This is a genomic window from Chlorobium sp. (assembly GCF_036528655.1).
GTDB lineage: Bacteria > Bacteroidota > Chlorobiia > Chlorobiales > Chlorobiaceae > Chlorobium.
In genome coordinates this window covers 1-21,691 of the sequence record NZ_JAIGND010000019.1, presented here as the reverse complement: position 1 = coordinate 21,691, position 21,691 = coordinate 1, and the positions used below count along the sequence as shown (strand labels likewise).

The 21,691-nt window shown below is 52.5% G+C and carries 23 protein-coding genes and 1 tRNA gene; 3 read left to right on the top strand and 21 right to left on the bottom strand.

Annotation, left to right across the window (positions count from 1 at the left end):
* Positions 1 to 8 precede the first annotated feature (8 nt).
* The 20 genes from rpmC to K4305_RS05450 all read right to left on the bottom strand — a co-directional run bounded on the left by rpmC (position 9) and on the right by K4305_RS05450 (position 15,966).
* Entirely contained in the window at positions 9 to 215 is a 207-nt protein-coding gene (gene rpmC / locus K4305_RS05545) for a 50S ribosomal protein L29 (protein WP_331561405.1), read from the bottom strand.
* A 34-nt stretch (positions 216 to 249) separates the two neighbouring features.
* Positions 250 to 669 carry a 50S ribosomal protein L16 gene (gene rplP, locus K4305_RS05540; RefSeq protein WP_331561404.1) on the bottom strand — a complete coding sequence of 140 codons (420 nt, stop codon included), beginning with the start codon at positions 667 to 669 and terminating at the stop codon, positions 250 to 252.
* A gap of 42 nt (positions 670 to 711) precedes the next feature.
* Complete coding sequence (gene rpsC / locus K4305_RS05535; protein WP_331561403.1) at positions 712 to 1,464, bottom strand: 30S ribosomal protein S3; 753 nt, start codon at positions 1,462 to 1,464, stop codon at positions 712 to 714.
* A gap of 13 nt (positions 1,465 to 1,477) precedes the next feature.
* Entirely contained in the window at positions 1,478 to 1,840 is a 363-nt protein-coding gene (gene rplV, locus K4305_RS05530) for a 50S ribosomal protein L22 (protein ID WP_331561402.1), read from the bottom strand.
* Positions 1,841 to 1,869: 29 nt separating this feature from the next.
* Entirely contained in the window at positions 1,870 to 2,166 is a 297-nt protein-coding gene (gene rpsS / locus K4305_RS05525; protein WP_331561401.1) for a 30S ribosomal protein S19, read from the bottom strand.
* A 33-nt stretch (positions 2,167 to 2,199) separates the two neighbouring features.
* A complete protein-coding gene (gene rplB / locus K4305_RS05520; protein WP_331561400.1) occupies positions 2,200 to 3,039 on the bottom strand; it encodes a 50S ribosomal protein L2 in 840 nt (279 codons plus the stop codon).
* Between the two features lie 31 nt (positions 3,040 to 3,070).
* Positions 3,071 to 3,382, bottom strand: coding sequence for a 50S ribosomal protein L23 (gene rplW, locus K4305_RS05515; RefSeq protein WP_331561399.1), 312 nt, complete (start codon positions 3,380 to 3,382; stop codon positions 3,071 to 3,073).
* A gap of 32 nt (positions 3,383 to 3,414) precedes the next feature.
* Complete coding sequence (gene rplD, locus K4305_RS05510) at positions 3,415 to 4,041, bottom strand: 50S ribosomal protein L4 (protein ID WP_331561398.1); 627 nt, start codon at positions 4,039 to 4,041, stop codon at positions 3,415 to 3,417.
* A 20-nt stretch (positions 4,042 to 4,061) separates the two neighbouring features.
* Positions 4,062 to 4,691: a 50S ribosomal protein L3 gene (rplC, locus tag K4305_RS05505; protein WP_331561397.1), complete on the bottom strand. Its 630-nt coding sequence runs from the start codon at positions 4,689 to 4,691 to the stop codon at positions 4,062 to 4,064.
* Positions 4,692 to 4,714: 23 nt separating this feature from the next.
* Positions 4,715 to 5,026 (bottom strand): 30S ribosomal protein S10, encoded by a 312-nt coding sequence (gene rpsJ, locus K4305_RS05500; RefSeq protein ID WP_292001667.1) that lies wholly within the window; start codon positions 5,024 to 5,026, stop codon positions 4,715 to 4,717.
* A 79-nt stretch (positions 5,027 to 5,105) separates the two neighbouring features.
* Entirely contained in the window at positions 5,106 to 6,287 is a 1,182-nt protein-coding gene (tuf, locus tag K4305_RS05495; RefSeq protein WP_331561396.1) for an elongation factor Tu, read from the bottom strand.
* A 66-nt stretch (positions 6,288 to 6,353) separates the two neighbouring features.
* Complete coding sequence (gene fusA, locus K4305_RS05490; RefSeq protein ID WP_331561395.1) at positions 6,354 to 8,468, bottom strand: elongation factor G; 2,115 nt, start codon at positions 8,466 to 8,468, stop codon at positions 6,354 to 6,356.
* A gap of 51 nt (positions 8,469 to 8,519) precedes the next feature.
* Positions 8,520 to 8,987 carry a 30S ribosomal protein S7 gene (rpsG, locus tag K4305_RS05485; RefSeq protein WP_331561394.1) on the bottom strand — a complete coding sequence of 156 codons (468 nt, stop codon included), beginning with the start codon at positions 8,985 to 8,987 and terminating at the stop codon, positions 8,520 to 8,522.
* A gap of 27 nt (positions 8,988 to 9,014) precedes the next feature.
* Positions 9,015 to 9,419 carry a 30S ribosomal protein S12 gene (rpsL, locus tag K4305_RS05480; protein ID WP_292004099.1) on the bottom strand — a complete coding sequence of 135 codons (405 nt, stop codon included), beginning with the start codon at positions 9,417 to 9,419 and terminating at the stop codon, positions 9,015 to 9,017.
* A gap of 184 nt (positions 9,420 to 9,603) precedes the next feature.
* The gene (locus K4305_RS05475) at positions 9,604 to 10,869 is read right to left on the bottom strand and encodes a hypothetical protein (RefSeq protein WP_331561393.1); all 1,266 of its coding nucleotides are present in this window, start codon (positions 10,867 to 10,869) and stop codon (positions 9,604 to 9,606) included.
* Between the two features lie 230 nt (positions 10,870 to 11,099).
* The gene (locus K4305_RS05470) at positions 11,100 to 11,840 is read right to left on the bottom strand and encodes a TIGR03915 family putative DNA repair protein (RefSeq protein ID WP_331561392.1); all 741 of its coding nucleotides are present in this window, start codon (positions 11,838 to 11,840) and stop codon (positions 11,100 to 11,102) included.
* Positions 11,841 to 11,844: 4 nt separating this feature from the next.
* Positions 11,845 to 13,107 (bottom strand): putative DNA modification/repair radical SAM protein, encoded by a 1,263-nt coding sequence (locus K4305_RS05465; protein WP_331561391.1) that lies wholly within the window; start codon positions 13,105 to 13,107, stop codon positions 11,845 to 11,847.
* A gap of 130 nt (positions 13,108 to 13,237) precedes the next feature.
* Positions 13,238 to 14,704 carry a phytoene desaturase family protein gene (locus K4305_RS05460; RefSeq protein WP_331561390.1) on the bottom strand — a complete coding sequence of 489 codons (1,467 nt, stop codon included), beginning with the start codon at positions 14,702 to 14,704 and terminating at the stop codon, positions 13,238 to 13,240.
* 171 nt (positions 14,705 to 14,875) lie between these two features.
* Positions 14,876 to 14,949, bottom strand: a tRNA-Pro gene (locus tag K4305_RS05455).
* A 348-nt stretch (positions 14,950 to 15,297) separates the two neighbouring features.
* Positions 15,298 to 15,966 (bottom strand): DedA family protein, encoded by a 669-nt coding sequence (locus K4305_RS05450; protein ID WP_331561389.1) that lies wholly within the window; start codon positions 15,964 to 15,966, stop codon positions 15,298 to 15,300.
* A 189-nt stretch (positions 15,967 to 16,155) separates the two neighbouring features.
* Here K4305_RS05450 and K4305_RS05445 point away from each other — a divergent pair, with 189 nt between their 5' ends.
* Genes K4305_RS05445 through guaA form a run of 3 tightly spaced genes read left to right on the top strand, consistent with a single transcriptional unit; the run spans position 16,156 to position 20,958 of the window.
* Entirely contained in the window at positions 16,156 to 17,079 is a 924-nt protein-coding gene (locus K4305_RS05445; RefSeq protein ID WP_331561388.1) for an alpha/beta fold hydrolase, read from the top strand.
* An 8-nt stretch (positions 17,080 to 17,087) separates the two neighbouring features.
* The gene (locus K4305_RS05440; protein WP_442880431.1) at positions 17,088 to 19,391 is read left to right on the top strand and encodes a penicillin-binding protein 1A; all 2,304 of its coding nucleotides are present in this window, start codon (positions 17,088 to 17,090) and stop codon (positions 19,389 to 19,391) included.
* A gap of 25 nt (positions 19,392 to 19,416) precedes the next feature.
* Positions 19,417 to 20,958 carry a glutamine-hydrolyzing GMP synthase gene (gene guaA, locus K4305_RS05435; protein WP_331561386.1) on the top strand — a complete coding sequence of 514 codons (1,542 nt, stop codon included), beginning with the start codon at positions 19,417 to 19,419 and terminating at the stop codon, positions 20,956 to 20,958.
* Between the two features lie 438 nt (positions 20,959 to 21,396).
* On the opposite strand, the gene K4305_RS05430 is transcribed toward guaA, so the two are convergent.
* Positions 21,397 to 21,594: a DUF2726 domain-containing protein gene (locus tag K4305_RS05430; RefSeq protein WP_331561459.1), complete on the bottom strand. Its 198-nt coding sequence runs from the start codon at positions 21,592 to 21,594 to the stop codon at positions 21,397 to 21,399.
* Positions 21,595 to 21,691 lie beyond the last annotated feature (97 nt).

The following is a 21,691-nucleotide window of genomic DNA, read 5'->3' as shown; positions in this document are numbered from 1 at the left end:
TGCCTTGATCAGTTCTTCCCGGCTTCTGCAGCGTTCATTTTATGGAGCTGTGTCTTCATGCGGGCGATGTCGCGCCGCGAATTGCGGAACACCATCGGATTCTGCGGCAGTTCTATCACCTTAAAGAAATTGATATCGGCAATCCTGTCCTCGAGCTCACTGATCCTGTCGATCAATTCCTGCTTGCTCATGGCCGCTACTTCGTGCTTTTTCATGGTTATAATCCTCTTGTCAGTATATGTTGGTCGGTTATCCTTCGTAATCCGGCCGAACAATGAACTTTGTCTTGATCGGCAGTTTCTGTGCAGCAAGCCTGAACGCTTCTGTAGCGATCTCTTTCGATACGCCTTCAGCCTCGAACATGACTCTGCCGGGCTTTACAACGGCTACCCAGAATTCAGGAGAACCTTTTCCGGAACCCATTCGGGTTTCAGCGGCCTTCTTGGTTACAGGCTTATCGGGAAATATTCTGATCCAGATTTTCCCGTCCCTTTTCATATACCTGTTCATGGCAACACGGGCGGCCTCTATCTGACGGCTCGTAATCCACGCCGGCTCCAGAGCTTTAAGACCGAAAGAACCGAAAGACACTGTCGTTCCGCGGCCCGCATTGCCTTTCATGCGACCCCGCTGCGTCTTTCTATATGTAACTCTTTTTGGCATTAACATACCGACAACTCCATTCTTTTTCTGATTGTAATGTATAAATCATTATGCGCGCTTCGTGCGGCGACGGCGCTTGCTGCGCGGGTCGCGGGGCCTCGACTTCGAATCGGAGCGGCGGTCTTTCATCTTCTTCAGCTCTTCCTCTTCAATGGCATCGATGCGCTGAACAAGTACTTCGCCCTTGTATACCCAGACTTTGATACCTATGGTGCCGGCAATGGTATGTGCGGTTACGCTTGCATAGTCCACGTTGGCGCGAATGGTATGGAGCGGAATCTTTCCTTCCTTGTACTGCTCCGCCCTTGCGATTTCTGCACCGCCGAGACGTCCTGCGCAACGGATCCTCACGCCTTCAGCACCGGCCCTCATCGCCTGCTGGATAGCCTGCTTCATGGCTCTTCTGAAGGAGACGCGATTTTCGAGCTGGTATGCGATATTCTCGCCGATGAGCTGGGCCTCGGTTTCGGGCTTCACAACCTCGACGACGTCAATCTTCACCTCTTTACCTGTAATACGGCTGAGTTCCTGTGAGAGGTTATTGATCTCTTCACCCTTGCGTCCTACGACTGCACCCGGACGGGCCGCATAGATATTTATCTTGATATGTTTGGTGGTCCGCTCGATAACGATGCGCGCGATACCGGCTTTCTCCCTTTTCAGCCTTGCCTGCACATAGTTGCGGATAACATAATCCTGCTTGATTTTATCCGAAATAACAGGACTGTCGTCGTACCAGCGGGAAGTCCAGTCCTTTATGATACCAAGCCTGAATCCAGTAGGATTAACTTTCTGACCCAATGTTCTCTCCTTGTTATTTTTTATTTACTGGATTGCTAACCTTGTCGACGATGACAGTCAGGTGATTCGAACGCTTGCGAACCCTGTAAGCACGTCCCATCGGTGCCGGAAGCATTCTTTTGAGTGTCGCACCCTGATCGACATAAACGGCCTTGACAAACAGTTCCTGATCGCTTACCCTCTCATCAGGGTTGAGCTGCGCATAATTGGCGACTGCGGATTTAAGGGTCAACATGACATTCCTTGAAGCGCTTTTTGTAGAGTTCAGGAGAATAGCTTTTGCCTGATCGACCTGCTTACCACGAACGAGCCCAGCCAAAAGACGCATCTTTCTGGGCGATGTTGGCGTATGACGTAATATTGCTTTTGCTTGCATGGTTATCTTACCCTTTCGCGTTATTCATGTTACTTTTTCCTTGGTGCCGAGCCGCCTTTTTCAGACTTCCCGCCGGCATGGCCGCGAAAGTTTCTGGTCGGAGCGAACTCGCCAAGCTTATGACCAACCATGTTGTCGCTGACATACACAGGAACGTGAGTTTTGCCATTGTGGACGGCAATCGTGTGACCGACAAAATCAGGTGAAATCATTGAACTTCTGGACCAGGTTTTTACGACCTTCTTTTCACCCCTGGTGTTCATATCAAGGATCCGCTGTTCCAGTCTTGTCTCAATGAACGGTCCCTTTTTAAGTGATCTTGGCATACTTTCTCTGCTTGTTATAATTAAGCGCTACAATTATTTGGCGTTCCTGCCGCGGACTATGAGCTTTGAAGAGGCTTTCTTTTTGTTTCTCGTTTTCAGACCCTTTGCAAGCTGTCCCCACGGCGACTTCGGATGCCTTCTTCCGCCGCCGGATTTGGATTTGCCTTCGCCACCACCCATCGGATGATCCACCGGGTTCATGGCCATACCTCTCGTCTGAGGCCGGATACCGAGCCAGCGGCTTCTTCCGGCTTTTCCAAGCACAATATTTTCGTGATCTGAGTTACCCACGACACCGATAGTGGCACGACACTCGACCCTGACCTTGCGGATTTCCCCGGATGGGAGTCTCAGAGTGGCGTAATCGCCTTCACGAGCGGCAAGTACTGCAAATGCTCCTGCTGAACGCACTATCTGTCCGCCCTTGCCGGCCCGCATCTCGACGTTGTGGATATCGGTGCCGAGTGGTATATTTTTCAAAGGCATGGTGTTTCCTGCCCTGATTTCCACCTTTTCACCGCTCTCTAACTGATCGCCGACCTTCAGACCTTTCGGGGCGAGAATATAACGTTTTTCTCCGTCATTGTAATGCAATAATGCAATTCTTGATGAACGGTTCGGATCATACTCGATTGCAGCGACTTTCGCGGGAATGCCATCCTTGTTCCTTTTGAAGTCAACGATCCGGTAATGACGCTTGTGCCCGCCTCCTCTGTGACGCGAAGTCTTCCGGCCAGCGCTGTTTCTGCCGCCGCTTTTTTTGAGTGGAACGAGAAGACTTTTTTCCGGCTCACTTTTTGTAATCTCCTCAAAGCCAGGGTATGACATGAACCGCGACCCTGGAGTTATCGGCGCTAATTTCCTGATTGCCATTGCAATTATGATCTAATCCTTGTTGTGTTTTCTATCCTTCGCCTTTCTGTGCAGAACCGGAGTAGTAGTCGATCGACTGCCCTTCTGCAAGCGTAATGACGGCTTTTTTCCAGTCACTCTTTTTTCCGGCAATCAGCCCTTTTCGGGTAAACTGACGTTTCGCCTTGCCAAGACAGTTCACGGTACGCACCGATTTAACTGTTACGCCGAATTTTTTTTCCACAGCGTTCCTGATGTCGGTTTTATCTGCATCCGGCTTGACAACAAACACATACTGACCCTTCTTTTCTGTCAGACCTGTGCTTTTTTCCGTTAACCATGGCCGTAATAACGGGTTTTTCATCTCATTCACTCCTTTTTACTGGAAACCTGCAATTACCCTAATGTATCCTCTATTTTTTTCAATGCGGTTTTCTGAAAAACAACCGCCTGACTGTCAAGTATATCATACGTCGAAGCTTTTTCTGCAGTCATGATATTGAGGGCTTCGATATTTCTCCCCGAACGGGCGATAATCATATCGTACTCCGGAGTCAGCATGAGGGTCTTCTTTTCAGCAAGACCGAGGTTTTTCAATATATCTGCCACCGGCTTTGTTTTAATCTCGCCAAGTTTGAAATCCTCGACGACAACGATCTGTCCGGCCTGTGCTTTCGCGCTGAGCGCCGAACGGCGTGCAAGCTGCTTGACCTTCCTGTTAACTTTCTGCTCGTAGCTGCGTGGCTGGGGACCGAAAATAGTGCCGCCGCCAACCATAAGCGGAGAGCGGGTTGATCCCTGGCGTGCATTTCCTGTGCCTTTCTGACGATACGGCTTTTTGCCGCCTCCTCTTACTTCCGCACGGGTTTTCGCCTTGTGTGTCCCCTGTCTTCTATTGGCGAGAATCGACTTGACGTCGAGATACATTGCATGTTCAGATATTTCAGCGCCGAAGATTTCATCACTGAGCGTAACAACTTCCCCTGTTTCAGTGCCGCCGGTATTTAAGACTTTGAGTTCCATAACTATGGTGCTATCAGCGTTTACTTTTTGATAGAAACAATCTTTACATAGGAGTTCTTTGCGCCCGGCACTGCACCTTTGATCACCAGCAGATTGGATTCCGGCATAACCTTGACTATCTCAAGATTCTTGACGGTGATATTGTCGCTTCCCATGCGTCCGGCCATCCTCGTACCCTTGAAGGTTCTTGATGGGTCGGAAGATCCGCCGACCGAACCCGGAGCACGCAACCTGTCGGACTGACCATGCGTTCTCGATCCGCCGCCGAAATTATGGCGTTTAACCACGCCGGCAAAGCCTTTACCCTTGGAAACACCAAGAACATTGACCTTTTCGCCTTCCTTGAACAACTCCACGCTGACCGGATTGCCTGCTTCGAGCTCTTCGCTGAAATAGGCTTTGGTGAATTCCGCCATCATAAAGCCTGGTGTGACTCCGGCCTTCCTGTAATGACCCTGCAGTGGTTTGTTGACCTTTTTTTCATCCCTTTCCCCGATACCGATCTGATACGCGTCATAGCCATCCTTCTCTGCACTCTTCACCTGCGTCACAAAGCACGGGCCTGCCTGGATAACAGTACAGGATATCGCCTCGCGTTTATCATTGTATAAACGGGTCATGCCGATTTTCTTTCCAAGAATCGCACCCATATATGATTAGCTTTTCTAATTCGTTAAGACTTAATTTCAACATCTACACCGCTTGGAAGCTCGAGCTTCATCAGCATATCGATGGTCCTGGCAGTAGGATTGATGATCTCGATCAGCCTTTTATGGGACGAAAACGAGAACTGCTCACGGGATTTCTTATCGACATGCGGAGAACGGTTTACCGTATAAACATGCGCCTTGGTCGGCAGCGGTATGGGACCGAAGATGATGGCATCCGTCTGCTTCACCACATCAATAATCCGTAAAGCCCATTTATCAACCAGGCTATGGTCGTAAGACTTGAGCTTGATTCTTATCTTTTGCTGTACAGCCACTTGTCAACCCTGTTTCTTTGTTAGCAATAAAAAAGGGGCGGGAGGTTAAAGCCCCGCCCCGGGACAGCATCACTCTGGATTACTCGATGATCTTGGTAACGGAACCTGCACCAACGGTACGGCCGCCTTCGCGGATAGCGAAGCGGAGGTTCTCATCCATTGCGATAGGAGCGATCAGCTCGACAGCAACCGAGAGGTTGTCGCCAGGCATAACCATCTCGACGCCTTCAGGCAGCGTTACGGAACCGGTAACGTCGGTGGTTCTGAAGTAGAACTGGGGACGGTAACCGTTGAAGAACGGTGTATGACGACCACCCTCTTCCTTTTTCAGGATGTAGACCTGAGCTTCAAACTTGGTGTGCGGTTTGATGCTGCCTGGTTTGGCGATAACCATGCCGCGCTCGAGTTCGTTCTTGTCGACGCCCCTGAGGAGAAGGCCGGCGTTATCACCTGCCTGACCTTCGTCGAGCAGCTTCTGGAACATTTCGATACCGGTAACGACCGATTTGCGGGTCGGTTTGATACCGACGATCTCTACTTCCTCGTTGATTTTAATGCGGCCTCTTTCGATCCTGCCGGTACCAACGGTACCGCGGCCGGAGATGGAGAACACGTCTTCGACCGGCATAAGGAACGGCTTGTCAACGTCGCGAACAGGCTGGGGAATAAATTCATCAACGGCATCCATAAGCTCCATGATCGCTTTTTCGCCTTCAGGATCGCCGTCAAGCGCTTTCAGCGCCGATCCTTTGATGATCGGGATGTCGTCGCCAGGGAAGTTGTATTCGGTCAGAAGCTCTCTGAGTTCGAGTTCCACAAGCTCGAGCAGCTCCGGATCGGCAATGTCGACTTTATTGAGAAATACGACAAGGGCCGGAACGTTCACCTGACGGGCAAGAAGAATGTGCTCACGGGTCTGAGGCATAGGGCCATCGGTACCGGCTACGACGAGAATAGCTCCGTCCATCTGAGCTGCACCGGTGATCATGTTTTTGATGTAGTCAGCGTGGCCGGGACAGTCGATGTGCGCATAGTGGCGCTTTTTGGTCTGGTACTCGACGTGTGCCGTGGAAATGGTAATACCGCGTTCTCTCTCTTCCGGTGCTTTATCGATATCACCGAATTCGCGATGCTCGGCAAGACCCTGCTTGGAAAGCACCGAGGTGATTGCCGCGGTCAAGGTTGTTTTACCATGGTCAACGTGACCGATAGTACCGATATTGACATGAGGCTTATCCCTTTTGTAAGACTCTTTTGCCATAACTTATCTCCCTCTGGATTGTCTGTTATTGTTGTAATAATGAAAACTGGTACTGCCTGTATACACTTATTCCGAATCCTTGCTTACTCTTTTCTCCTGCAGAGCATCCGCAATATTGCGGGGCACTTCACGGTAACAGTCGAATTCCATCGAATAGTTAGCCCGTCCCTGCGTCATCGAACGCAGATCGGTCGAGTATCCGAACATGGCGGAGAGCGGCACCTTGGCCCCTACGAACTGTGCTCCGGCGCGCTGACCCATACCTTCGATATGTCCGCGGCGACTCGAAAGATCACCCATGACATCGCCGAGATACTCTTCCGGAGTAACAACCTCCACCTTCATGATCGGCTCGAGAAGTACCGGATCGGCTTTTTTGGCAGCTCCCTTGAAACCGATGGAGCCGGCGATCTTGAACGCCATTTCTGACGAGTCCACTTCGTGGTATTTACCGTCGAAGAGCGTAACCTTAACATCCTGCATCGGATAGCCTGCAACGACACCATCTTTCAGCGCCTGCTGGATGCCGGCATTGACGGCAGGAATATATTCACGGGGAATGACGCCGCCCTTGATGGCATCGACAAACTCATACCCTTTTCCTTCTTCGAGGGGTTCAACCTTAAGATTCACCAGACCGAACTGACCTTTACCTCCGGACTGACGGACAAATTTGCCTTCGTGCTCGACCGCCTTGCGAATAGTTTCGCGATAGGCAACCTGCGGCTGACCCACGTTTGCTTCGACCTTGAACTCTCTTTTGAGTCGATCGACCAGAATTTCAAGATGAAGCTCGCCCATTCCCGCAATCAGCGTCTGTCCCGTCTCTTCATCGGTTTTGACCTTGAAGGTCGGATCCTCTTCGGCAAGCTTTGCGAGCGACATACCGAGTCTGTCGGAATCAGCTTTCGTCTTCGGCTCGATGGCGATCTGGATAACCGGCTCGGGAAAGACCATTTTCTCAAGCACAACGGGATGATTTTCATCACAGAGGGTATCGCCGGTTCTTACCTCTTTGAGACCGACTGCGGCCGCTATATCGCCGGCATAGACCGAATCGATATCCTCGCGTTTGTTCGAATGCATCTGCAGCACTCGACCGATACGCTCTTTCTTGCCGGTCATCGTATTGAGTACGTAACTGCCGGCTTTGAGCACGCCGGAATAAACCCTGAAAAAGGTCAGCTTGCCGACAAAAGGATCGGTAGCAATCTTGAAAGCGAGACCGGCAAACGGCTCCTCATCATTAGGCTCGCGAACGACCGGCTCCTCGGTTCTCGGATGATGTCCCTCGACAGCACCTACATCGACCGGAGACGCAAGATATTCGACAACCGCGTCAAGCATAAACTGCACACCCTTGTTCTTGAACGATGAACCGCAAAGAACCGGGATGATATCGACATTGAGGGTAGCCTGGCGGAGCACCTTACGGATCTCCTCTTCGGTTATATCCTCGCCGTTCAGGTACTTTTCGAGAAGGGTTTCATCGACTTCGGAAACCGCTTCAAGCATATTGATCCTCCATGTTCTGGCTTCATTCTGCAGATCATGAGGAACTTCGACTTCGTTATAGGTGCTGCCGTCATCCTTGTTATAGATAATCCCTTTCATTCTGATAAGATCGACGAATCCGGCAAACATCTCGCCCTCGCCGATCGGTATCTGAAGGGGCACCGGGTTGGCCCCGAGCCTTTCCCTGATAGCTTTGACCGCATCAAAGAAGTTTGCGCCCGTACGATCCATCTTGTTGACATAGGCAATCCTCGGAACACCGTACTTGTTGGCCTGGCGCCATACGGTTTCGGACTGCGGCTCGACACCGCCGACAGCGCAGAAGAGCGCAACTGCACCATCAAGAACCCTCAATGAACGCTCGACCTCAACGGTAAAGTCGACGTGTCCGGGAGTATCGATAATATTGATTCTGTGTTTGATCCCGGCATAACTGCCATACTTCGGAGCCCAGAAACATGTGGTTGCCGCCGAAGTGATCGTAATGCCCCGCTCCTTTTCCTGCTCCATCCAGTCCATCGTCGCGCCACCCTCGTGCACCTCACCCATGCGGTGGAGACGTCCGGTATAGTAAAGAATCCTCTCCGTCGTCGTCGTCTTACCGGCATCGATGTGGGCCATGATACCAATATTGCGGACCTTATCTAAAGCAACCTGCCGTGTCATAACACAAAAATTAGTCTTTTATCTACCTTATATATATTAGCCTACAACAAATCAGAACCGGAAGTGAGCGAAAGCCTTGTTCGCATCAGCCATCCTGTGAACCTCGTCGCGTTTCTTCACCGACGCACCCTGCTCGTTAGCCGCATCCATAAGCTCGGCAGCGAATTTTTCAGCCATTGACCTGCCGCCGCGCTTGCCAGCATACTGCTTCAGCCAGCGAAACGCCAAAGCACCCCTCCGCGAAGGCTTGACCTCCATCGGAATCTGATAAGTCGCGCCACCGACCCTTTTACTGCGAACCTCCACTACCGGAGCGATATTGGACATGGCCCTGCGATAAACCTCCAGAGGATCCTCCCCTGCCATCTTCTCGGCAATAATATCGAAAGCATCGTATACGATCCTGGCCGCAACATCCTTTTTACCATCGAGCATCACCGCATTGATGAACCGGGCGACACTTTCATCTCCGTAGCGAAAATCACCACCGATACTTTTGTAGCTACCTTTTTTCGACATATTCTTCTTCAGGATTATAAATTCAGTTTATCTTTTACCCTTTGCCGGAGCGGCCGCGCCAGCCTTGGGCTGTTTGGCGCCATACTTCGAACGGCTCTGTTTGCGATCGGCGACGCCTGACGTATCCAGCGAACCCCTCACTATGTGATAGCGCACACCGGGAAGATCCTTCACCCTTCCGCCCCGGATCAGAACGATGGAATGCTCCTGAAGATTGTGACCCTCGCCGGGAATGTAGGCCGTAACCTCAATTTTATTGGAAAGCCTTACACGAGCAACCTTCCGCAATGCCGAGTTAGGCTTTTTCGGTGTTGTCGTATATACGCGCGTACAAACACCTCTTTTCTGCGGGCATTTTTCCAGCGCCGGAGACGCTGTTTTTGACGCCTTTACACTTCTTCCGCTCCTGATAAGCTGCTGGATCGTCGGCATACTGAAAATTCTTTTTCTTTTAAACGTCTGATGTTACACGATGTAAATCATAAAAATCCATAAGGACAACCAATGTAATTCAATGGAAGCAAAAAACAAAATAGGGAATAGCATTTTTTCTCCATCCTGACAATAAAAACAAGCCTCCGGATACACGATAAAGAGCAATTCGGAAGAAATGGACTCAGACAGGGAGCAGATAGGCAAGCAATTTTGCAAGATCCCCATCGCTTGCATCCGCAGTATACCTTACAGGCGGGCGTGATCCGCCCGCTTGTTCAGCTCTCTCAGAATCGTCTGCCGCAGCTTGCAGCGCCTTAATTACAGCCGGCACATCATTCAGGGAAGCAGCAAAGCCGCCGGCTTCAAGAGCGAGCTGCGAGGCAGGACTGTCCGGACCGACCACCAGAAGCTTCCTGTTCATACAGAGAGCATCGAGCAGCCGTTCAGGCAGAATGAGTCGCGAGGATTCGTCCGCACCTCCGATTAGACAGAAAATATCGCATTGCGCAACGGCATCCAGTTCTTCCTTATCCTGCAGTCGATGGCTGCACGAAACAGGAGCATCCTGCAGATACTTCCGGATGTATTTATGCGATTCTTCCAGGGAGCTGCTGATCAACCGTACCGACACCGCCCCCTTGCTGACTGCTGGCTGTTTCGTAAAAGCGCCAAGCGCCTGCATGAACCGCTTTAAATCCTTGCCCTGAACCCGATGATCGGCAAAAACGAGCAGAAGCGTGCCGCCGTCGCGCTTCTGCGATGCCATGGACGCTATTGCAGCAGGCATCAGACAGAAGTCAGATACAATCGAAATGTCGTCATGGGTAACCTTCCCGAAATACTTTTTAAGGAAGTACTCCTTCAATGCTCTGGTCGGAGTCATGATCGTGTGACCGGAAGTCACCACCCGTTCCTCGATTTTTGCCAGGTACTGGCGGCTGCTGCCGGGCAAAGAAAAGCCGTCGACGGGAGCCACAAGATCAAAAATGACAGGAATTCCGTGCTTTGCGGAAATATCGAGCGCAAGATGCAACGGCGCTGCAGGAGGTCCCTGGGCATAGATTGCATCGACGGTATCATACCGGGCAATAATATCCGCGACAATGGATGCCGCCTGCTTCTCCCAGCCCGACACGAGGTTCGTTCCAGGAAGCATGCCCGATATCATCCTGAGCGGCGAGGCATTCAAGGGCAACGCCGTATCACCCTGCACCAGTTGCGCAGCGCGTTCAGGCCCGAAGGTCGAAGCGGCAATAACTTCTCCGGTACGATATATCCCGGAATATCCGGAAAGCTCCGACCCGACGCTGCATGCATCCGACTCATCCCACGCCACCTCTGCCGGCGCAACGACAACAGGCGCCCATCCCAGTTCCTGAAACTTGGTAAAAAGCCTGAAGGCCCTTGCAGAGCCCTCCGTAAGCATCGGAGGAAAATTGACAGACAAAAAAAGAATGTTCTTCATGAAGAAAAAAGAAATGAACTTGCAGCATTCCTGTCTGACCCACTAAACCAGAAAAAACCGCTTCGCAGCGGCTTCTCTCTTTCCGAATATTCCGGTCGAAGACAGTATGTGGAATGTATAATTTTTCAAAAAGAGAACATGCATTCCACGCGAAAAATCAATTTAACCATACTTATTATACAGAAAACCACTATAGCTCCCACGCCCCCGGTTTACGCCCCCCCGGGCTGCTCGGTCAGGTATTTCCAGTACTTCATGGGCATGCCGGTTCTCTGCATTCGCGGGTTTTTGCGGTCAGGTATGGCAATGGAACGAAAGAACCCCTGCCAGAGCGCCTGAATCTTCTTTTCCTCTTCGGAAAGCGCCGGAGCAGTAAACTGCTCGATCGCACCAAGCTGCAGAGTTCCCCGATGCCAGCGTGCAGCGGTTCGGCGGCGAACGTCATAAATGAACCAGTCCTCGGCTCTGAGCCTTTTGGTGAAGTGCTGAGCCAGCGGCTGAAGGATATTGTGATCGGGCTCCATGCGGGCAAGATATGCGCCATCGCAAAGCTTCTCGAAGCGCAGAATGCCCTTGAACCGGTGCAGTTCCCGCGATACTTTTCGAGATATCGTCACGACATCACGTACTGCAGGATGCGTCAGGTTACCGTTTACACGGTCACCGTAACGGAACGCGAGAGCGAGGTAGCGCAGCAGACTGGTCTCGTTGCCGTCCTTTTCCGAAAGCATGAAATAATACAGGGCGGCAGCGGCATCGGGGGCAACCCGCCGGAGCCGATGGAAAAAAGTTTCGGCTGCGACCGTATCGGTACCGATAAAGACCCCCTCTTCGAACAGGGTATGCTCACGTGCGGCAAGCATAACAACTTCAGGATCAGCCTCTTCAGCGATGATGACGGCCGATGCGGTAAGCAGGCCTTCATGTGTTCCGTCGTAAAGATATCGATTCATGGCATCAGGACAAAAGGCCGGGCAGCACGAGTTGCCCTGGCTGTTCCGTAACGGCTGAAATCCCGCCGTCAGCAAGCAGCAGCTGGCTGCGAATCCTTGAGGACTGCCGGCCAGGAGATTCGAAAGGTCTGCCGGAGCAGGTAATGAAATATCTGGCGCGCTTCATGACAACGCCGATCTTTTTCAACCCTTCGGGCGTAATAATGGAAAAACGGCGGGCGGCAACAATGCGGCGGGCCGACGTTACCCCTATACCCGGCACGCGAAGCAGTGTAACGTAGTCGGCCCGGTTGATCTCGACAGGAAAAAATTCTGGATGACGAAGCGCCCAGGCGGTTTTGGGATCGAACGACTCGTCGAGATTCGGAGCGTCGTCCGAAAGGATTTCACTGACGGAAAACCCGTAAAAGCGCAGCAGCCAGTCGGCCTGATAGAGACGATGTTCGCGAAGCAGCGGAGGCGAGGCAAGCACCGGAAGGCGGCTGTCCTCATTGACCGGAACGAATGCCGAATAGTAAACCCGCTTCAGATTCATCTTCCGATAAAGTCCCTCGGAAAGTCTGAGAATCTGGAAATCGCTCTCGGGGCTTGCGCCAATTATCATCTGCGTACTCTGCCCGGCAGGCGCGAAACGCGGAGCGCGGCGACTCTTCCTGCGCTCGACGAGGCTGTGCCGAATCTCTTTGCCGATAAGCGACATGGGTTCGATTATGGCCTGCTTCCCTTTCTGTGGCGCGAGCCTCCTGAGAGACTCCTGGGAAGGCAGTTCGATATTCACGCTGATTCGGTCGGCATGAAGGCCTGCCCTGCGCACCAGTTCGCTGCTGCTGCCGGGAATGATCTTCAGGTGGATGTACCCTCCGAACCGCTCTTCGAGACGAAGCGTTTCTGCTACGGAGACCATACTCTCCATGGTCTGGTCAGGGCTCTGCATGACTGCGGAACTGAGAAAAAGTCCTTCGATATAGTTCCGCCTGTAGAACTCCATAGTGAGATCAACAACTTCGCGCGCAGTGAACGAAGCTCTCGGAACAGAATTCGAGGATCGGTTGACGCAATACGCGCAATCGTAGACGCAATCGTTCGAAAGCAGAATTTTCAGGAGAGAAATGCACCGGCCGTCATCCGACCAGGAGTGACAGATCCCCCCCTGCGACGTATTGCCGATACCGCACGAAGAGTTTTCGCGGCGGCTGCCGCTCGACGCGCACGACGCATCATAACGGGCCGCACCTGAAAGTATCTGAAGTTTTTCAAGCGTCTCCATAGAAAAAATATAGCCAACAACAAGCTATTTGCTCCGCAATCAACCTCAATGCACGATAAGGACTGACACTGACGCACACCGACAGACAAGGACAAAATAAAACCACCCACAACCCATTACCTACTACCCACTATCCCCTGCCTGCCAGTTCAACGACACGCCTCGCACCGGTCACGACGCCCGGAAGAGACTGTCCCGGAAAAACGGAATCGCCGACCAGCAGCATATTGTCGAAACCTGTTGCCGGATCCCTGACGTCGAAAAGCGAAGTTTGCGGGTATCCCCCGACATAACCGCCATGCCTCCCCGTGTACCGCTCCCATGTAATCGGAGTACCCGCTTCAAGAAAACGTATGCCGTCACGAAGGCCTGGAATGTGCGACGCAAGCAGGTCGAGCATCTTTTCGACATAGATCGATTTCAGTCTCAGGTACTCCTCACGGCTTTTTCCGATGGCTGCAAACCATGGCTCCGGACGAGTATGGGTAGAAACCGTGACTGCCACGCACCCGCCAGGAGCGCGCCATTCTTCACCCGGCATCGAAAAGGAGGCGAAAATGCTGTTGCCTTCTCCAGGATCGCCCGATTGCCCGATTATCTGGAGATGGCGATTTCCTGCCCCGGCTGCAGTTGCGGCATCGAGACCGAGATAGAGCGTAACGGTTCCCCAGCGGTGTGCCGGCCCTTTCTGACGAAGCAGGGGCGAATCCGACGAAATGCCGGCAAGCAGGGCAAGCGAGGCTGGCGTGAGGTTTGCGAGAAACAGGTCGGCAGCAAGCGACAGACCGCCTGAAGTTTCAACGCCGAATACCTGTCTTCGGATCGTATGCATGCGTTCGACCTTTTCCCTGTAAAGGACCGTGCCCCCATGTCGCTCTATGCTGAGAGCAAGTTGTTCCGAAATGCGTCCGATACCTCCTTCGATATACCATGCTCCGGAAAACGGAAGGTCAAGGGCTATGGCGGCGTTGACCGCATTGGTCTCTCGCGATGTTGCCTGGGCGGAAATGAGCAGCTGGGCATCGATGAAGCTCACGAATTCGGTATTGTTATCAAGCCTGTGCTCAACGAGCCAGTCATAGGCGGTTTTCGCAGCGAAATGCAGCAATCGCGACGTACCGGGAAAACCGGAAAACCCTTTGCGAAGCAATGCCGCAAGATCCGCTATCGATGCGGGAGGCCATGGAAGGCCGCCAGCCGCCAGCTTCCAGAGAAGCCCCGAAAGCACGGATTGCTCCTGCCAGAAGGCTCTACTCTCAGGAAAGCGTGCCAGCACGCCCGATCCCTGACGGTCAAGATCAAGACTGAGCGAGCTATGGCAGTAGCGCCAGGCTACCGGCTCCTGACGTACCGGCCAGGCGATGTCGAGCTCCCTGCCAAGCACATCCATAGGGCCTCCAGGATGAAAACCGCACCCGACTGTAGCACCGGCATCGAAACGGTATCCCTGCCTGGAGAATGTGGCGGCGCAGCCGCCCGGGTATCCCTGGGCTTCAAGCACGGTAACCAGTGCTCCGCGCGAAGCCAGAAGAGCGCCTGCCGCCAGGCCGCCAATGCCTGAACCGATAATGACGGTATTGAGTCCGGAAAGTTCCATGATCTGAGCCGGATTCCATTAAGGTGACCGGGTGACTGCATTTTCTGAAAACCAACCGTAAAATCATGCTGGACGTTCACGGTTGCCGAAAGAAGAAGAGCACTGCAACGGTTACGGATGGAAAGTAGGCTGCGTAGAAAAGAAGAGTAAAGAAGGCAAAGCATAAAAGAGTCGGCGTAGCGGGATTTGAACCCACGACCCCTTCCACCCCAAGGAAGTGCGCTACCAGGCTGCGCTATACGCCGATAATCGTGTCTGAGGGAAGCAAAAATAAAAAAATCCGCGGATAAATATAATTCTTTTTGCTGTTTTTGCTTTGCAATCCTTCATGCCGCGATGAACGGCAGAAATGATTATCCACAGTCGCCATGCGGATATCGCCGGAAAAGCCGTTCAACAACCCATGGCTCCGCAATAACGTAAAAACCTTATAACCATTTATAATATATAGAGTAAAGACCGATTCAGACACTTTATCCGGTTTTCCCTCGGCTCATCTGTTTCCGTATTCCACACAACATCAACAAGTTATCAACATCGCGGCGACAGAGCGTATCGAACTACCAGCGGCAACGGGCATCGCGAGCGTCCGCCTACCTGTCGCTGCGGGCGTAACGATGCTTGAGGTATTCGACCACCGGGGGCAGAAGCGATAAGACGATAATGGCGATAATCAGCAGTTTGAAGTTCTGCTGCACGAAGGGCAGCTGTCCGAAATAGTAGCCGCTGTAGCTGAACAGCCCCACCCAGAGGAGCGCGCCAAGAATATTGAAGAGAATGAATTTCGGATAGGACATCGCCCCGACACCTGCTACAAACGGCGCAAAAGTTCTGATTATTGGAATAAAACGGGCGATAATGATGGTCTTGCCTCCATATTTTTCAAAAAACTCACGGGTTTTTTCGAGATGACCGGGATTGAAGAGCCGCGACTTTTTGAAATCGAATACCTTCGGACCAAGCGCGTGACCGATACTGTAGTTCACGGTATCGCCCAATACAGCGGCGACGAAGAAAACAACGAAGAGCAGATGGGGATCGAGCTGCGATCCGGGTATTGAAGCAAGCGATCCGGCAGCAAAAAGCAGGGAATCGCCGGGAAGAAAAGGGGTGACGACGAGACCTGTCTCGCAGAAAACAATCAGGAAGAGGATGCCGTATAACCACAAACCGTATTCTGATGCGAGAACCTGAAGGTGTTTATCGATATGAATTATGAAATCGGCAATGCCGAAAAGAAATCCGGTGAATGAGTTATCCATACAATGAGGATGTTTTCAGGGGAAAAAATACAGAAAGGCACCAGTAATGTAGCGATTGGACGTCTTATACACAAAATAAGCACTGTAATTAAGCCTCCGCGACAGTATCAGGACGGCTTCGCTGATGAATAAGAAAAGTCATAATTATCATATATTGGTATTTTATACACGTAACCGTCTTTATTTGCAATGAGCTATCTGGCATCTTCGCGCTGCAGGCTTTTTTATGAAGACAGTGCGGAGCATGATACCGCACTTGAAGAAAAACCGGCAATTCTTTTCGTGAATGGATGGGCAATATCTTCAAGATACTGGAAGCCTCTGGTCGGCTTGCTGACACCTGATTACCGATGCATAACCTATGACCAGAGCGGGACAGGCAGAACGCTGATTAAGGGGAGAAAACCATCCTATACCATCGAAGGGTTTGCCAGGGAAGCCGGCGATCTTATTGAGCACCTCGGGTTGGAAAAGTCAAGAAACCTGCATATCGTCGGCCACTCGATGGGCGGCATGGTTGCAACGGAACTCTGTACTGACTATCCCGACGCTCTCCTGTCTGCAACCATTACAGCGTGCGGGATCTTCGAGGAAACCGCATTGACGTCTCTCGGGCTTTTATTTCTTGGCGGCCTGATCGACGTTTCGATGAACATGCGGAACATTTTTCAGGTAGAGCCTCTCCGGACCCTTTTTATCAAAAGGGCGGCAGCCAAAGAGATAGGCAGGGAATACAGTGACATAATCATCGAAGACTTCACGCAGTCCGACAAGGAAGCCACAAACGCTGTCGGCAGGTTCTCAATCGACCCCGAAGCGCTGCGCACCTATACGTCGCATGTGATCGGGATAGCATCGCCTGTGCTCTGCTGCGTCGGCATGGAAGACCATACCATTCCGCCTGAAGGCACCATAACGCTATTCAAAAAAAGAAAGGCCCTGTCAGCCGCCCCGACCTCGCTTGCGCGGTTCATGAGCCTTGGACATCTTCCCATGCTCGAAGACACAGCGGCGTTCGCTGCGGTACTGAAAAAGCATTTTGAATTTGCCGGACATTTTTATAAAAAGAGTGCCGGGGAAAGCCGTCCTGCAGAAGAGTATATGATCCCCTGATGAATACAATGGTACCCGTTGCTTATTACGTGAAAACTCAAAGACCGAACGTCACTGTGAAAACACTCTTATCGAAAACCCTTTTTTTCGCTTTCGCCGCGTTTCTGCTCGTTACGCTCACAACTGCGCCCGCTTATGCCCTGAACCCGTTCAAGGGACTGCCAAGCATCGAGGAACTCGAAAATCCAAACCCTGAACTCGCCTCGCTGGTCTATTCCGAAGACGGCGTGCTGCTGCACAAGTTCTTTCTGAAAAACCGCACCTTCATTCCGCTGAAATCGATACCGAAATCGGTTCAGCACGCGCTTATAGCAACCGAGGACGTTTCGTTTTACAGCCACTGGGGCGTTGATCTCAGAAGGCTCGCGCTCGCGATGGGCGAAAACATCATAAAAGGAAGAAAACGCTGGCATGGCGCAAGCACCATCACCCAGCAGCTTGCCAAAAACCTCTACCTTACCCAGGAACGCACCATCAGCCGAAAAGCCAAGGAGTTCATCACGGCTATCGAGCTTGAAAAAACCTACACCAAAGACGAAATACTCGCTCTCTATCTCAACACCGTCTATTTCGGTTCGGGAGCATACGGCATCGAAGCGGCAGCGAGAACCTATTTCGGCAAACCGGCAAGCAGGCTGACGCTGCCGGAAAGCGCCACGCTCATCGCCACGCTGAAAAACCCGACCGGATACAATCCCGTGAAAAATCCGTCAAGTTCGGTAGCCAGAAGAAATCTGGTGCTTTCGCTGATGGAAAAAGAGAAGTTCATCACCCCGGCACAGGCAACAGCGGCAAAGAAAGCAAGGCTGCAGCTGAACTTTACGCCGGTCAACCATCACGGCCTGGCTCCTTATTTCACGGAATACATCCGGCAGACCATCAAACCGGCGTCAATGCTTGGAGACATCAACGTTTACCGCGACGGGCTAACCATTCAGACGACGCTTGACAGCCGTATGCAGAAATATGCAGAACAGGCCGTCAGGGAGCACCTCGCTTCGCTTCAGGCTTCGTTCGACCGTTCGTGGAGATGGCCTGAAACGCTGAAAACCACAATCATCAAAGAGAGCGCCCGATTCAAGGAACTGCGAGAAGAAGGCGTTTCCGAACAATCGGCACTCACCAGACTTCGGGCTGACAAGGTCTGGCTCGGAAACCTCCTCCGGGAAAAAACGCGAATACAGCTCGCTTTTGTCGTAATCGACCCGTCAAACGGACATGTCAAGGCCTGGGTGGGGGGAAACAACTTCTCGCCTGACGATTACCGCTATCAGTTCGACCATGTCTGGCAGGCGAAACGTCAGCCCGGTTCCACATTCAAGCCGTTTGTCTACGCCGCGGCTATCGACAAGGGGATTCCCGCAAATTTCAGAGTGCTGAACCAGCCCGTAGCCATTAAAAGCGGCAGCGGCATATGGTCGCCGAGAAACTCCGACGGATCCTCAGGCGGCCTGACAACCCTCCGCTCGGCACTGAGCAGGTCATTGAACCAGGTTACGGTGCGACTTGCCTACGAAAATCTAAAGATCCCGGAAATCATCAGCTATGCAAGAAGAATGGGCATTTCGTCGCCCATGCCTTCGAACCTCTCCATTGTTCTCGGTACAGCGGAAGTTACGCCGCTCGAACTTGCCGGTGCGTTTGCAACCTTTGCAAACAACGGCATATGGAACGAACCGGTCTCAATCCTGAAAGTACACGACAAACATAACCGGGTAATTTCCGAATATCGCCCTAATACCAGATTCGCCATCGACTCCACCTCGAATTTCGTGATGGTGTCAATGCTCAAGGATGTAGTCAACAAAGGCACAGGTATCGCTCTCCGGGCCCGTTACGGGTTCGATTACGAGGCTGCAGGCAAAACCGGAACCACCCAGAGCATGCGTGATGCCTGGTTCGCGGGGTTTACTCCCCAGCTTGCCGCTGTCGTCTGGACCGGATTTGACGATGAACGCGTTAAATTCACCTCGATGCAATACGGACAGGGAGCGAGAGCCGCGCTGCCGATATGGGCGATGTTCATGAAAAAGGCTTACAGCGACCCTTCACTGAAGCTCGATAACCGCTATTTCCATATTCCCGAGAACGTCATTGCCGTCCCCATTTCCGGCAACACCAATACTCCGTCCGATCTTATGGGCTCGGATGTCTATATCGAGTATTACACGCCGAAAGGGTTCAATTATTATAAATCACAACCAGCAGAGTCTTCAGAAGACACCGGCTCCGCATCGCCGGCGGAAGGAGGAGATGCGACGGAACTGCAACCCCTGCCTGCCGATGAACCAGCCGGTGAGGGCCTTTTCTGAGGAATCAATCAATCAACACACTCGAATGCAATCAGTCTTAGTTCTGGATTTCGGATCGCAATACACCCAGCTGATCGCCCGTCGAATCAGGGAGCTGGGCATTTATTCGGAAATTCTGCCCTACAATACAACTCCCGATACCATCAGGGAGCACGCCCCGAAAGCCATCATCCTTTCAGGCGGCCCGACCAGCGTCTACGGTGATTCCGCCGTTCTTCCGCATGACGGCATTTTCGCCCTCGGACTGCCGATTCTCGGCATCTGCTACGGCCTGCAGGCCATTGCCAAGCATTTCGGCGGCGAGGTTGCATCGGCATCGAAACAGGAGTTCGGTCGCGCCAGGATGCTCGTCAGCCACGACGAAGAACATGAGAGCATGCTCTTCCGGAACATCCCGGACTCGGATGTCTGGATGAGCCATGGCGACAAGGTGGTGCGCATGCCCGACGGGTTCAGGGTAACGGCAAGCACGGCGAATTCCGAGATGTGCGCGCTCGAAAGCTATGGAAGCAAGGCCGCGCTCAAGGTCTACGGGTTGCAATTCCACCCCGAGGTGCAGCACAGTCTCTATGGCAAGCAGCTGCTCTCGAACTTTCTTATCGACATCGCCGGAATAACGCCCGACTGGTCGCCGAAACATTTCATCCGGCACCAGATCGATGAAATCCGCAAAACGGCCGGCGACAAAACCGTCATCTGCGGCATCAGCGGCGGCGTGGACTCCACGGTTGCTGCCGTGCTGGTAAGCCAGGCTATAGGCAAAAACCTGCACTGCGTCTTTGTGGATAACGGCCTGTTAAGGAAAAACGAAGCCGAAAAGGTGATGAGCTTCCTCAAGCCGCTCGGGCTCAGGATCACGCTCGCCGACGCCTCCGAACTCTTCCTCAAGCGCCTCAAGAACGTCGCTTCGCCCGAAAAGAAACGCAAGATCATCGGCAGAACCTTCATCCAGGTGTTCGAGGAAAACCTGCACGAGGAGAAGTTCCTGGTTCAGGGCACCCTCTACCCCGACGTGATAGAAAGTGTCAGCGTGAAAGGCCCGTCCGAAACCATCAAGTCGCACCACAACGTCGGGGGACTTCCCAAACGCATGAAGCTGAAGCTTATCGAACCGCTCCGCGAGCTGTTCAAGGACGAGGTCCGCGCCGTCGGTCGCGAACTCGGCATTGCCGAGGATATTCTCATGCGCCACCCATTCCCCGGCCCGGGGCTTGCCGTCAGGGTGCTCGGTTCGATATCGAAGGAACGGCTCGACGTGTTGCGCGATGCCGACGAGATCTACCTCGAAGAACTGAAATCGAGCGGCCATTACCAGCATGTGTGGCAGGCGTTCTCCGTGCTGCTGCCCGTACAGTCGGTAGGGGTGATGGGCGACAAGCGCACCTACGAAAACGTGCTCGCACTCCGGGCCGTCGAGTCCTCTGACGGCATGACCGCAGACTGGGCGCATCTCCCGCACGACTTCCTCTCGCGCGTCTCGAACCGCATCATCAACGAAGTGCGCGGCATCAACCGCGTTGCCTACGACATCTCCTCGAAACCGCCGGCCACCATTGAATGGGAGTAACGAAACTGCTCGCTATTGAATGGCTTGTATCAGAATAGCCTGCGGTACTTCTGTCAGAAAAATCGGTTTGTAAAACAGGCGTGCCCGAGCATGCCTGTTTTACTTTATACAAGCAGCGCCTGCCGGAGATTCCGGATCGCACGGCAGTATCCCCTGAAGCCCGTATCCATTCGTGAAAATCCAATCCCCAATCCGTGCCAATCCGTGGGCAACTCTTCTTCTTCTCTTCTACTCCCGACTTCCGTCGTCTTCCATCCGTGAATATCCGTTTTCAATCAGCGGGAACCGCGCTCTTCCCTCTTTTGGCTTGTTAGCCTGACAGCTCGATAGCTCAAGAGCTCAACACAAACACTCTGTAACCCCTCTTCCATAAATCCGTGCCAATCCGTGCCAATCCGTGGGCAACTCTTTCAGTTGAAAGACTTCTCTTGGCCGCTGTTATGCTGCAACCTCCTCCAGCTTTTTCCTGATCCAGTTCCGCTCGTCGCTCCCGACCGTCGACAGGCGAAGTATCGGCAGCCCGCATTTGGCCAGCACTGCATCCTTAAGCGCATCACGTTTCGCCTGCCGGGTTCCTTTGCGATGGAACGCATAGCCATCGACTTCAGGGAACCTCGATTTATTGAGTTTTGATATATCTCTGTACTTGGGTCAGCCGAAAAGCTCGTAGTCGATCCTAAAAAACACCGTTCTTTGACACATTTTGGGCTTAAAAGCTCCCTGGAAGAACCTC